Source organism: Oxalobacteraceae bacterium OTU3CINTB1 (assembly GCA_024123955.1).
In the GTDB taxonomy this organism is placed as follows: Bacteria; Pseudomonadota; Gammaproteobacteria; order Burkholderiales; family Burkholderiaceae_D; genus Rugamonas.
Map to the genome: position 1 here is coordinate 2,371,476 of CP099652.1, position 13,408 is coordinate 2,384,883.

Below are 13,408 nucleotides of genomic sequence, written 5' to 3' on the forward strand. Positions count from 1 at the left end.
TCCTTCAGGTTATTGGCAGCGCACTGCCGCCAGAGGCTTGCCGGTTTCATTGACGGCCGTCGTTGCAAGCGCGCCCGCGCCGAGGCTCATCGCGCACGCGTGCAAACCAACGGTGATGCCGGCCTTCTCGGCTTCGGCTGCGGCGAACGAGAGGCGCCAGCGCCCCTCGGCCGGCGCCTGGAACAGGGCGACGACGGCGATGAAATACGCTTCCCGCGTGACCTTTTCGACGACCTCATAACGCTGGCCGGGAATTAGCATCACTTCTTTGACCTCCAGCAGATCGTTGCCGAGTAGTTCGCGTTCGGTTTGCGCGTTGAGGAACGCGTTGAAGTTCATTTGCTGGAAGGCTGCGGTCTGGCGCAGCTTGTAAATCCGCGTCGCCAGCGCCATCGGCTGCACCGCCTTGCCGGCGTTGAGGTTCGGCGCCGCGTGCAGCCGGATCGCCACATTGCGCGGCGGCTTTTGCGCGTCGGGCAGCTCCGGCGGCTTTTGGACGCCGGCGATTTGCAGCGCCGCGCCGGCGATGGAGCCGGCCGCGCAGCCTTGTAGCGCAAGCAGTCCCGCTATCACGATCGTAGTTGTTCCGTTCATGTTTTCTCCAGACGATCCATGCATTAGAGCGAAAGCGGCAGGGATCGAACTTGCGGCGGCGCAAGTAATTTGGAAGGGGATGAATAATTGATTAGACGCAACTACCGCTACCACCGTTCATGAATAATGGCTCTCTCGTATCTGGTTTCGCAAATAAGGAGAGAGTGATGAACATCGCAAGAACATGGTGGCCCTGCGTGGCGAGTCTGATCCTGTTGTCCGGCTGCGCGACCGACGGCGACATGGTCCGCACCAAAAAGCCGCAGGCGTCCACGCTGGAGCAGGCGCTGACCGACGCCGGCGCCGCGCTGACCGCTGGCGAAAGCGACAAGGCTCAGGGCATCCTGAAAGCCGCCGCCACCAACTACCCCGCCGACAAGGCGCCCTGGCTGCATATGGCGCAGATCAAATTCGACCGCGCCAGCTACGGCGAGGCGATCACCAACGCGCTGGAGGCGCTGCAGCGCGATCCGAACGACAAACTTGGCAACAGCATCGTCGCCGTCAGCGGCCTGCGTCTGTCGACCAAGGCGCTGTCGGACCTGAGCCGGCAAAACAATTTGAATGGCTCGCTGCGTTCGGAGGCGCAGGAGCTGGCCAAACTGCTGCGCGGAAGCTTGGGCGAGGACGTCCTGGTGCCCTCGTCGGCGGCGACGCGCAAACCCGCTCCACCCAAGAAGGCCACCGTGACGGCGCCCGCCAAGACCGGCAGCCAGACCAACAGCAGCGATCCTTTCGGCGGCTTGAAGTAAGCCGCTTTCCTCGTTCCCTTTTTTGATGGAGTTCGTATGGCAAATGGTGACAGTGTCCAAAAGCGACTGGCCAAAGTGCGGCCACCACGTGTGCAGATGACGTATGACGTGGAGATCGGCGATGCGATGGAAAACAAGGAGCTACCGTTCGTGGTCGGCGTGGTCGGCGATTTCGGCGGCAACTCGGAAGTGGAGAAGAAGCGCCTGAAGGACCGCAAGTTCGTGGGCATCGACAGTGACAACTTCGACGAAGTTCTGAGCGGCGTCGAGCCGGTCGCGCGCTTCAAGGTACCGAACCAGCTGGCCGGCGACGACACCAGCTTCAATGTGGAACTGCACTTCAAGGCGATGTCGGACTTCCGGCCGGAAGCCGTGGTGCGCCAAGTCGAACCGCTTAGCCGCCTGCTTGAAGCGCGCGGCAAGCTGGCGGACCTGCGCAACAAACTGGCCGGCAACGACAAGCTGGAGGACATCCTGAGCGAGGTCCTGAGCAGCACCGACAAGTTGGCCAAGCTAAAATCGGCCAAGCCGGCGAAGGGAGACTGACATGTCGGCACAAATCAACCCACTGCAGGAAGCCGCCGTCACGACCGAAGACGTCAACCTGCTGGACCAGATCGTCGAGCAGAGCAAGGTCGCCAAGTCGACGGTGGAACACGCGCGCGCCAAGGACATCATCTCGGAACTGGTCAGCCAGGTCCTGGACGGAACGGTGGTCATGTCGAACAACCTGTCGGCGACGATCGATGCGCGCGTCGCGGAAATCGACCGGCTGATCTCCAGCCAGTTGAGCGCCATCATGCACGCGCCGGCGTTCCAGAAGCTTGAACAAAGCTGGACCGGCCTGCATTACCTGGTCCAGAATTCCAATACCGGCCAGGGCCTGAAAATCCGCATGCTCAACGCCACCAAACGGGAATTGGTCAAGGATTTCCAGTCCGCGCTGGAATTCGACCAGAGCTCGATGTTCAAGAAGGTCTACGAAGAGGAATTCGGCACCTTCGGCGGCGCGCCCTACGCGGCGCTGCTGGGCGACTTCGAAATCTCGCGCCAGCCCGAAGACATGTACTTCGTCGAGCAGATGTCGCACGTGGCGGCGGCGTCGCACGCGCCGTTCATCGCCTCCGCCGCACCCGAGTTGTTCGGGTTGGAGAGCTACGGCGATCTGGGAAAACCGCGCGACCTGTCCAAGGTGTTCGATACCGTGGAATACGCCAAGTGGAAGGCCTTCCGCGAATCGGAGGACTCACGCTACGTCGGCCTGGCGTTGCCGCGCTTCCTGGGACGCCTGCCCTTCAATCCGGTCGACGGCACCACGGTCGAGGGCTTCAACTTCGTCGAGGAAGTGGATGGCACCGATCACCAGAAGTACCTCTGGTGTAACGCCGCCTATGCCTTCGGGGCCAAGCTGACCAAGGCTTTCGACGATTTCGGCTGGTGCGCCGCGATACGCGGCGTCGAGGGGGGCGGCTTGGTCGACGACCTGCCCACGCATACCTTCAAAACCGACGATGGCGAGGTGGCGCTCAAGTGTCCGACCGAGGTGGCCATCACCGACCGGCGCGAGAAGGAATTGAGCGACCTCGGATTCATCTCGCTGGTGCATTGCAAGAACACCTCCTACGCCGCCTTCTTTGGCGCCCAGTCGGCGCAGAAAGCGAAGAAATACAGCTCGGAGGCGGCCAACGCCAACGCCGTGTTGTCGTCGCAGCTGCAGTACATCTTCGCCGTGTCGCGCATCGCCCATTACATGAAAGCCATGATGCGCGACAAAGTCGGCAGCTTCGCCTCCGCGTCGAACGTCGAGGATTTCCTCAACCGCTGGCTGATGCGCTACGTGCTGTTGGACGACAACGCCAGCCAGGAACAAAAGGCGCAGTTCCCGTTGCGCGAGGCGTCGGTCCAGGTGCACGAGGTGGCGGGGCGTCCCGGCGTGTACCGCGCCGTGTCCTTCCTGCGCCCGCATTTCCAGCTCGACGAGCTGTCCGTTTCCCTCCGACTGGTCGCGGAGCTTCCGCAGTCGACCAATAGCTAATTCTTTTACCACAACCTCAGACTGGAGCATGCAATGGCAATCGACGTCTATCTTCAAATTGAAGGCATCAAAGGCGAGTCGACCGACGACCGTCACAAGGATTGGATCGAATGTAAATCGGTGACTTTCGGCGTCGACCAGCCGAAATCGGCCACCGCGTCCACCGGTGGTGGCCACACGGCCGAGCGCTGCGAACACCGCGATATCGTTTTTTCCAAACTGGCCGACCTGTCCTCGCCGATCCTGCTGCAGACCTGTTCCGCCGGCCGCACCATTCCGAAGGCCCGGATGGAATTCATGCGGGCGGACGCCCAGGGCGAACGCGTTAAGTACTTCGAGATCGAAATCGAAAATGTGCTGATCGGCGCCGTCTCGCCGGCGGTGCACGAGGGCGACATCCTGACCGAGGAAGTGGCACTGAAATTCTCCAAGATCAAGTGGCGTTATACGCAGCAAAAAATCACCGGCGGCGCCGGCGGCAACACTTCCGGCGGCTGGGATTTGGCCAGCAACCGCATCGTCTGACGATCCCCCCGGCGCCCGTCGTTTCGCGTTGCGGCGGCGCGCTTTTTTGGGCCAGGCCCGCCTGGCCTGGCCTTTTTTTATGAGGGCATCCGATGAATGGTTTTACACCAGGCCTGCTTGACCGTCTGCTGGGCGAGCAAGGCGCCAACTCGCCCCCGGGCCATGACCTGACGCTGGAACAACTGAAGGACTCCGTCGCGCGCGACCTGGAAGACTTGCTCAACACGCGTTGCGCGCTGTCCGACGAGTTATTGGAAGCATACCCGGAGTGTGCCGGCTCCATCGTCAACTACGGGTTGATCGACTTCGCCGGCATGTGCCTTAGCAGTAGCGAGGATCGCGCCCGCATTTGCGCCGCGCTGAAGACGGCGATCGAACGTCACGAACCGCGCCTGCGCAATGTGCAGGCATGGCTGGAGCGCGAAAACGGCTCCATCAACCGCGTCAGCTTCGCCATCAGCGCTACGCTGGCAGGGCTGCCGTTGACAGAGTCGGTCAACTTCGACGCGGTGCTTCAACCCTCATCCCTGCATTACTCGATCAACCGCAGCGCCCGCGGAGCCTGGACATGAATCTGAATCTCAAAACCCTGATCGGAAAGCTGAATGACACCACGCGCCTTGCCGCGACACGCGCGGCCAGCATCTGCGTGGCGCTTGGCCAGTATGAAGTGGAGGTCGAGCACCTGTTCCTGGCTCTGCTCGAGCAGGAACGCTGCGATGTGGTGCTGATCGCTCGCCAGTGCGGCGTCGGCATCGATACACTGGAGGCGGACCTGCATCATGAGGTCAGCCAGTTCAAGACCGGCAGCACGCGCACGCCGGTGTTTTCGCACCATCTGCCGCTGTTGCTGGAAAACGCTTGGCTGATCGCCTCCCTGGCGGCGCCGCAGCCGCATGGTATCCGGAGCGCGCACCTGCTGGTCGCGCTGTTGACCGACCCGGAACTGTCGCAGATCGCGCACCGCGCCTCCCCGGCGTTTGCCCGGATTCCGATCGATGAAGTCAAACATCGGCTGGATAAATATACCGGTGGCTCGCAGGAGGAAACGACCGTCGCCTCGATGGCCGGCGGCGAGGCACACGCGGCGGAAGCCGATACCGCTAGTCCGAACGCTCCCCGCACGCCGGCCCTCGACCAGTACACCACCAGCCTGACGCGCGTCGCCAGCGAGGGCAAGCTGGATCCTGTGATAGGCCGCGAGACCGAAGTACGCCAGATGATCGACATCCTGCTGCGCCGTCGCCAGAACAATCCCATTCTCACCGGCGAAGCCGGCGTCGGCAAGACGGCGGTGGTGGAAGGCCTGGCCCTGCGCATCGCCGCCGGGGACGTGCCGGCCGTGCTGCGCGGCGTGGAGATACGCACGCTGGACATGGGCCTGCTGCAGGCCGGCGCCAGCGTCAAGGGCGAGTTTGAAAACCGCCTGAAGAACGTCATCGACGAAGTCAAGCAAAGCCCGCACGGCATCATCCTGTTCATCGACGAGGCGCACACGATGATCGGCGCCGGAGGCGCGGCAGGACAGAACGACGCCGCCAACCTCCTGAAACCGGCCCTGGCGCGGGGCGAGTTGCGCACCATCGCCGCCACCACCTGGAGCGAATACAAAAAATACTTCGAGAAGGATGCCGCGCTGGCGCGGCGCTTCCAGGTCGTCAAGGTCGAGGAGCCGAGCGAGGAAATCGCCAGCGCCATGCTGCGCGCGATGACGCCACTGATGGAAAAACACTTCGGCATCCGCATTCGTGACGAAGCCGTGACAGAGGCGGTGAGGCTGTCGCATCGCTATATCAGCGGCCGCCAGCTGCCCGACAAGGCCGTCAGCGTGCTCGATACGGCCTGCGCCCGGGTCGCGCTGGGGCAAAGCGGTACGCCCGCGCTGCTGGAATCGGCGGCAAAGAGCATGGAGCGCATCGACGCCGAGATCAACGCCTTGCAGCGCGAAGATGGCGGCGAGAAGAGCGCCGATGCGGCGCGTCGCCAGCGCCTGCAGAAGCTGACCGACACCCGCGTAGCGCTGGCCGGGGAGCACGCGAAGAACGGCGATCGTTGGCAGCGCGAGCAGTCGATCGTCGCCGCCATCGCGCGTCTGCGTACCGGCGGCGACGGCGCCGGCGAGATCGGCGCGTTGAAGGCGCAGCTGGCGGTGCTGCAGGGCGAGACGCCGATGGTGCCGGTGGAAGTCGACGCCGCCACAGTCGCCGCCATCGTCTCCGGCTGGACCGGGATCCCGCTGGGGAAAATGGTCAAGGATGAAATCCGCACCGTGCTCAAACTGCAGGACGCGCTGGAGGCCCGCATCCTCGGCCAGCCGGCCGCCATCGCCGCCGTGGCGCAGCGTGTGCGCACCGCGCGCGCCAACCTGGACGACCCGAACAAACCCAAAGGAGTGTTCATGTTCGTCGGCCCCTCGGGCGTCGGCAAGACGGAAACCGCTTTGGCGCTGGCCGACCTGCTGTACGGCGGCGAGCGCAAGCTCCTGACGATCAATATGAGCGAATACCAGGAGGCGCACAGCGTCTCGGGCCTCAAAGGCTCGCCACCCGGCTATGTCGGTTACGGCCAGGGCGGGGTGCTGACCGAGGCGGTGCGCCGCAATCCGTACAGTGTGGTGCTGCTGGACGAAATTGAAAAAGCCCACCCGGATGTCACGGAACTGTTCTTCCAGGTCTTCGACAAGGGCGTGATGGACGATGCCGAGGGACGCGAGATCGACTTCCGCAACACCATCATCATCGCCACGTCGAACGCCGGCTCGGCGGCTGTGATGCAGGCATGCCTGAACAAGGAAACGCCGCCGACCGTGGATGAACTGGAGCAGCTGCTGCGGCCACAACTCGTCAAACACTTCAAGCCGGCCTTCCTCGGACGGCTCAAGGTGGTGCCGTACTACCCGATCCCGGACCAGGTACTGGTGCGCATCATCGGGCTGAAACTGGGCCGCATCGGCCAGCGCATCCGCGACCAGCACCACGCGGAGTTCAGCTATGACGAGGCGCTGGTCGACGCGGTGCTGGCGCGCTGCACGGAAGTCGATTCCGGCGCCCGCAATGTCGACCATATCCTGAACGGCAGCCTGCTGCCGGAGATCGCCGAGGCGGTGCTCGAGAAAATGGCGCAGGGCGCGGCTATCGCCAGGATCAAGGTCGGTGCCAGCAAGCAGGGCCAGTTCAAATACACTATCAAATAGCAAGGAGCCACCATGTTCAGCATCGCACAACTGCTGTTGCCCATCGGCGCGGATCAAATCTGCGGCGAGGACCTGTCCTTCAGCAGCGAAGTGGACGCCATCGCGCATGCGCGCACCTACGACGATCCCACCCTGGATCAGGGCGAGTGGGTGGCGGTGCTGAAGGAGGCGGACTGGCAGTTTGTCGGCAGCCGCTGCGCCGCCATGATCGAAACGAAAACCAAAGACCTGCGGCTGGCCGTCTGGCTGGCCGAGGCCCACGCCAAGACGCGCGGCCTGCGCGGCCTCGGTGACGGCTATGCTGTGCTGTCAGGGCTGTGCGAGCATTACTGGGACGGCTTGTATCCGCTGCCCGACGAAGGCGATTACGACCAACGCATCGGCAACCTGTATTGGCTGCTCACGCGCACCCTGGTGCTGGTCAGGGAGATGCCGCTGGACGATGGCGCGGCGCTGCTGCCGGATGCCCAATACTGCCTCGCCATGCTCGGTGAACTGGAGCGCGTGGTCGATCGGCGCCTGGGCGCCGACGGCCCGGGTTTCAGCGCAGCCAAAGACGCTTTGCAAACCCTGGTCACCGCCATCGCGCCAGCCGGTAGCGCGGCCTCAATGGCGATGGCCGGCGACGCCGCACCGGGCGCTGTCGGCCAAGGCGCGCCAGCGGCGCTGGGCGGGGCGGTACAGAACCGCGCCCAAGCCCTGGCGCAATTGCGTCTCGTGGCCGATTTTTTCCGCCGCACCGAGCCCCATAGTCCGGTGGCCTACCTTGCCGACAAAGCCGCCAGCTGGGGCGACATGCCGCTGCACGTCTGGCTGCGCGCCGTGGTCAAGGATCCGGGCGCCATCGCCGGCCTTGAAGAACTGTTGGGCTCCCAGCCCGGCGGCGAGTGATCGACGGGAGTATTCCCAATTTGTGGTTGTTGTAACGCAACGCTCAATCTTTCTCTCAGTGCTACAGATTTTGGTGAACAGTGCTAGCATGGGCCGTACATTCCAGATCCTTTCGCTAGGGGTTCGCCATGAACAACCTGAAAATCGGCACGCGTCTCGGCTTCGGCTTTTCGCTCATCCTGCTGTTACTGACCACGATGACCATCATCGGCATCATGCGCCTCAGTAGCGCCAGTGCGATGACCGACCATATGATCGACGTGAAAATCCGCGACCAGCGGTTGATTGCGGAATGGGGCAAGATCATCGAGGTCAATGCCGCGCGCACCTCGGGCGCCTGGATGGTTTCCGATCCGGCCGATCAGAAAAACCTGGAGGCGCTGATGGCCGCGTCGTCCGGACGGGCGACCAAGATCCAGGACCAGATCGGCGCCACCATCGAGGAAGAGGAACTCAAGCCGCTGTTCAAGCAGGTGCTGGACACGCGCAAAGTCTACACCGACGTGCGCAAGGCCGTTTTTGCCGCCAAGGCCAAGGGCGATCTGGAACTGGGCAAAAAGCTCTACGAAGGCGACCTGGCGCAAACCCGCACCAGTTATCTCGCCGCGCTAAAAACCTTCTCCGAGCGGCAGGCCGACCTGCTCGACGCCGCCGCCGTCCAGATTCGCGACCAGTACACCAGCGGCCGCACCTTGCTGGTGATGCTGGGCCTTGCCGCCATCGTCATGGGCGTCCTCGCCGCCTGGTGGATCACCCGCACGATCACACGGCCGATCAACGAGGCGGTCAAGGTCGCGGAAACCGTATCGTCCGGCGATTTGACCAGCGAAATCCAGGTGCACAGCAACGACGAGACCGGGCAGCTGATGAACGCCCTGAAAATCATGAACTCTAACCTGGTCAGCATCGTCGGCCAGGTGCGCAACGGCACCGACCTGATGGCCACCGCCTCCACCGAAATCGCCGCCGGCAATCAAGACCTGTCGTCGCGCACGGAGCAGCAAGCCAGCTCGCTGGAGGAGACGGCATCGTCGATGGAGGAATTGACGTCGACGGTGAAGTTCAACGCGGAGAATGCGCGCGAGGCCAATGCGCTGGCGATCAGCGCCGCCGAAATCGCCAGCCGTGGCGGCGCGGTGGTGGGCGAGGTGGTCAACACCATGGGCTCCATCAACGATTCGTCGCGTAAAATCGTCGAGATCATCTCGGTCATCGACGGCATCGCCTTCCAAACCAATATCCTCGCGTTGAACGCCGCGGTGGAAGCGGCGCGCGCCGGCGAGCAGGGGCGCGGCTTCGCGGTGGTGGCCTCGGAGGTGCGCAATCTGGCGCAGCGCTCGGCGTCGGCCGCCAAGGACATCAAGAGCCTGATCAACGATTCGGTCGAGAAGGTCTCGCAGGGCTCGGACCTGGTCAACAAGGCCGGGGAAACCATGAGCGAGATCGTCACCAGCATCAACCGCGTGACCCAGATTATGACGCAGATCAGCCATGCCAGCGAAGAGCAGAGCATCGGCATCGCCCAGGTCAACGATGCCATCACCCAGATGGACCAGGTGACGCAGCAGAACGCGGCGCTGGTCGAACAAGCCGCTGCGGCAGCCGAATCCATGCAGGAGCAGTCGGCCAAGCTGGCCGACGTGGTGAGCGTATTCAAACTGGATGGCTTGCAGTTGCCCGCGCCGGTGGCCGCGTCCAGCCGTGGCGCTCCGCGCATGCCCGTACGCCCGGCGCTGCCGCCGCGCCGCGCCAAATCGGCCGCTGTCGCCGCCGTTTCCGCGCCTGCCCGCAAGGCGGTCCCGGACGGCACGCGCAAGACGATCACCACCAACGACGCGGACGGCTGGGAAGAGTTCTAAGCAAGGCTGCGCTTCGGTACAATGGCATATGACCAGTACCGATGCCGCAACCTCCAATCCACGCAGCACCCGGGCGCTATGCCCCGCGTGTCTGCGGCCGCTGCCAACCTGCATATGCCGCTGGGTGGCATCGGTATCGAACCAGGTGGAGGTGCTGATCCTGCAGCATCCGATGGAGGTCGCGAACGCCAAGGGCAGCGCGCGTTTGCTCCATCTGAGTTTGTCCAACAGCCGCCTGGAATGCGGCGAAGCGTTCGAGCCGGATCGGTTGGGCGAGCTGCTCTCCGGCGATCGCCGCAACGTGCTGCTGTATCCGGAGACGGCCGACGACAAATCATTGGGACTGGCCACGCCGCAGGTGTTCGACCAGGATTGGCTCGGTGAACCGCAGCGATTGCGGCTGGTGGTGCTGGACGGGACCTGGCGCAAGAGCCGCAAGATGCTGTATGTGAATCCGCCGCTGCAAGCGCTGCCGCGGCTACCGCTGCGCGACACGCCGCCGTCGCATTACCTGATACGCAAGGCGCATCTGCCGGACCAGCTATCGACACTGGAGGCGACGGCGTACGCGCTGGCGCAACTGGAAAACGATCCGCGCAAATTCACTCCGTTGATCGACGCCTTCGACGGTTTCGTCGCCCAACAGGCCAGCTACGTGCGCCCCTGATCAGGCGATCAGCTTCAGGCCGGGCGGCAGCGATTCGCCCAGCATGCGTTTTTCTTCGGCCTGGTCGAGTTGCACCACCTCGCGCACCATCGCGCTCCAGTTGGCGGGAGCGCCGATCGCGGCGAGGCGCCGCAGGATCTCCGCCCGCAATGTCTCGTTGATGTCGCGGGCACGATCGCCCGTCATGCGCGCCAGATGGGCCGCCGCGAATCCGGCCGGCTCCACCTTCTTCCAGTCCAACGCCAGTATCTCACCCAGCCAATGCTCGACGACCGCGCTGTCGACGACATCGTGCGCGCTGCCGTGGAACGGCTGGCGCGCGCCGACGCGGCTCAATCCCCACAGGAAGCGCGCCTGCGCCGCTTCGGCCTTGCCGGCGTTCGCGGCGCCGGCGCGGGTCTTGTTGGCGCCTGCCTTGGCGGCAGCGCGGGTTGAGGCGTCGAGCTGCGACAGCATCCATGCGCCGATTTCGGCTTTGTAGTTGCCGGGTATGCGTTCGAGCGAGGCGCCCAGGCGCAGCATGTCCTCCTCGCTGCCGTTGACCAGCGTTTGCGGGCGCCGGCCGCGCTCCTGCGCGTCCGCCTGGACGTTGAAGGCGAAATCGTCGAGCACCCGCAACTGTGCTTCCACGCTCAAGCCGCCGGCCACGCGCCGCCACAGGGTCCACCACTCGGCGCAGACCTGGCTGTCCTTGTGGTGCTGGGCGCCGGCTTCGAACATCGCCCACAATTGTTCGATGCGCCACTCGTCGAGCGAATGGCCGAAGCCCGGACGCAGGCAGTAGCCGCTCAGATTGAGCCACGCGCGCTCGTGTTCCGACGACCGGCGGCGGCCCTTGGCGCGGTCGATCAGCGCATCGAACAAACGGCGCAGCAGCGTCGTGGCCCAGCTTTCGCGGCTGCCCAACAGGTGTTCGAGCTGCGCGCGCAGTTGCTTCACTTCCTTGACGTCGACCTGCAGCGCGCGGCTGCCGAAGATGCGGTCTATCTTGTCGATGGCCGCGTTCAGGCCCGCCGGCATCGGTGCATCCTGGTGGACGTTGGTGCCAACGTCGTCGGCCTCCGCGATGCCGGCGTCGCCGCGCAGCTGGAACTCCAGCAGCCAGCGCTGCGCGTCTTCGATCGCCACGCAATGCACTTCCAGCGTGCCGACTTCGCTCAGCGTGGTGGCCAGCTGCACCGGGATTTCCTTGCGGGCGTCGGCGGTGCCGCTGTCGCGCAGCACGGTGGCGATCGGCGGCAGCTGGACGTAGTCGTCCGGTTGCAATTCGACCAGTTCGCCGGCTTGCGGCGGAGTGGCGTCCGACGTCGACGACGCCAGATGGAAGCGTACCGGCCGCCCAAGCCGCAGCGCGAAGGTGCGCTCGGCCAGCAGGATTTCGCGGTTCTCGGCGCTGCCGCGCGGCAGGATGCAAACGGCGCGGCGCGGCTTGTCGGCGCGCTGTTCATCGTCCAGCAGCAGGAAGTAGCTGCGCGGCGACCCGCCGCCGATGACCGGCGCCTGGCCGGTTTGACCCAGTGCATAGGCCACGCCTCCACGCGCGACGGCGACATCGGGATCGTCGTTGTTCAGAACGCGCAGCGGAGCGCCACGCCAATTCGAGAGCACTTGCTCCAAACGTCGGGCCAGGGCGTCGGCGCGGAACACGCCGCCGTTCAGCAGCAATGTATCGGGAACCGGTATCGTCGCATGATCGTCCGCAGGCAGGCCCAATGCCTCGCGGGCCGCCGCCGCGTGCTGGCGCAGGAAGCCCGCCAGATGGCGGGTAATGGCTGCGTCGCTGGCGTAGGGCAGGCCGAACTCGATGATCGCGCCGCGCCCGCGCGTGGCCGGTTCGCGCGACGGATTCAATGGGAAGAAACCGTCCACCACCAGCGCCGCCACTTCGTCGCGGGTCAGCTCGGCCGAGCGGGAGCCGCCGATCAGGCGCGAGCCGGAACCGAGCAGGGTGACGGTGGCGCGCTCCGGCGCGTCCGCCGCCAGCAGCAGCTCCTTCGCCGCACGGCAGCGCTCCGCCAGTTGCGCCAGGCGACTGGACGACAGGCGTGGTGGCGGCGCGTCGCCATTTTGTGTAGCCGCCATGCGCGTTTCGACCAGGTGCGCCAAGGCCAGATCCATATTGTCGCCGCCGAGGATCAGGTGATTGCCCACGCCGATGCGGCTGATCTCCGGCTGGCCGTCGAGCATCCCGACCTTGATCAAACTGAAGTCGGTGGTACCGCCGCCGACGTCGCACACCAGCAGCAGGCGCGTCTCGGCCAGATCGGCGGCCAGCGTTGCACGTTGGCGGTACAGCCAATCATAGAAGGCCGCCTGCGGCTCCTCCAGCAAGCGCAGGCCGGACAGGCCAGCCAGGCGCGCCGCTTCAAGCGTCAGGGCCCGCGCGCCTTCGTCGAAGGAGGCGGGAATCGTCAGGACAATCTGCTGCCGCTCCAGCTGATGCGAGGGAAAGCGTGTGTTCCAGGCGGAGCGCAGATGCGAAAGATAGGAGGCGCTGGCTGCCACCGGCGACACTTTGGCCACATCGGCTTCGGATCCCCATGGCAGGATGGCGGCCGTGCGGTCCACGTTCGGATGCGACAGCCAGCTCTTGGCGCTGGAGACCAGACGCCCAGGCACCTGCGCGCCAAGTTTGCGCGCCAGGCGACCGACCACCACCTGCCGCAAGCCGGCCACGTCGTCCTGCAACCAGGGCAGTTGCAACTCGCCGTCCGCCAGCTCGCCCTCGGCCGGGTGGTAGCGCACCGACGGCAGCAGCGCGCCAGCGCCAACCTGGCCCGGCGCCACCAGCTGTTCGATGTCGAACAGCTGGATGTCGGCTTTGCCGGGCGCCGAATAGGCCAGCACCGTATTGGTGGTGCCAAGGTCGATGCTGACGATGTATTGACTCAT

The 13,408-nt window shown here is 64.7% G+C and carries 11 protein-coding genes; 9 read left to right on the forward strand and 2 right to left on the reverse strand.

Translation table 11 applies throughout. The annotated features are described in order from the left end of the window. Positions 1-9: 9 nt before the first annotated feature. Positions 10-594 carry a type VI secretion system lipoprotein TssJ gene (gene tssJ, locus NHH73_10315; protein ID USX28643.1) on the reverse strand — a complete coding sequence of 195 codons (585 nt, stop codon included), beginning with the start codon at positions 592-594 and terminating at the stop codon, positions 10-12. A 167-nt stretch (positions 595-761) separates the two neighbouring features. Here tssJ and NHH73_10320 point away from each other — a divergent pair, with 167 nt between their 5' ends. The 9 genes from NHH73_10320 (at position 762) to NHH73_10360 (ending at position 10,516) form a co-directional block, all read left to right on the forward strand. Continuing rightward, positions 762-1,346 (forward strand): hypothetical protein, encoded by a 585-nt coding sequence (locus tag NHH73_10320; GenBank protein ID USX28644.1) that lies wholly within the window; start codon positions 762-764, stop codon positions 1,344-1,346. Positions 1,347-1,382: 36 nt separating this feature from the next. Then, on the forward strand, positions 1,383-1,892 hold the full coding sequence (tssB, locus tag NHH73_10325; GenBank protein USX28645.1) for a type VI secretion system contractile sheath small subunit: 510 nt from the start codon (positions 1,383-1,385) through the stop codon (positions 1,890-1,892). A 1-nt stretch (position 1,893) separates the two neighbouring features. Next, positions 1,894-3,381 carry a type VI secretion system contractile sheath large subunit gene (tssC, locus tag NHH73_10330; protein USX28646.1) on the forward strand — a complete coding sequence of 496 codons (1,488 nt, stop codon included), beginning with the start codon at positions 1,894-1,896 and terminating at the stop codon, positions 3,379-3,381. A gap of 33 nt (positions 3,382-3,414) precedes the next feature. After that, positions 3,415-3,906 (forward strand): type VI secretion system tube protein Hcp, encoded by a 492-nt coding sequence (locus NHH73_10335; GenBank protein USX28647.1) that lies wholly within the window; start codon positions 3,415-3,417, stop codon positions 3,904-3,906. Positions 3,907-3,998: 92 nt separating this feature from the next. Further along, the gene (gene tssE / locus NHH73_10340; GenBank protein ID USX28648.1) at positions 3,999-4,478 is read left to right on the forward strand and encodes a type VI secretion system baseplate subunit TssE; all 480 of its coding nucleotides are present in this window, start codon (positions 3,999-4,001) and stop codon (positions 4,476-4,478) included. After that, positions 4,475-7,099: a type VI secretion system ATPase TssH gene (gene tssH / locus NHH73_10345; protein ID USX28649.1), complete on the forward strand. Its 2,625-nt coding sequence runs from the start codon at positions 4,475-4,477 to the stop codon at positions 7,097-7,099. The genes tssE and tssH overlap by 4 nt, the downstream gene beginning before the upstream one ends. 12 nt (positions 7,100-7,111) lie before the next feature. Further along, positions 7,112-7,990 carry a type VI secretion system protein TssA gene (gene tssA / locus NHH73_10350; GenBank protein ID USX28650.1) on the forward strand — a complete coding sequence of 293 codons (879 nt, stop codon included), beginning with the start codon at positions 7,112-7,114 and terminating at the stop codon, positions 7,988-7,990. Positions 7,991-8,118: 128 nt separating this feature from the next. After that, positions 8,119-9,849, forward strand: a complete 1,731-nt coding sequence (locus tag NHH73_10355; GenBank protein ID USX28651.1) for a methyl-accepting chemotaxis protein — start codon at positions 8,119-8,121, stop codon at positions 9,847-9,849. 28 nt (positions 9,850-9,877) lie between these two features. After that, a complete protein-coding gene (locus NHH73_10360; protein ID USX28652.1) occupies positions 9,878-10,516 on the forward strand; it encodes a DTW domain-containing protein in 639 nt (212 codons plus the stop codon). Here NHH73_10360 and NHH73_10365 read toward each other — a convergent pair whose 3' ends face one another. Continuing rightward, positions 10,517-13,408: a hsp70 family protein gene (locus NHH73_10365; protein USX28653.1), complete on the reverse strand. Its 2,892-nt coding sequence runs from the start codon at positions 13,406-13,408 to the stop codon at positions 10,517-10,519. It abuts the gene before it with no gap.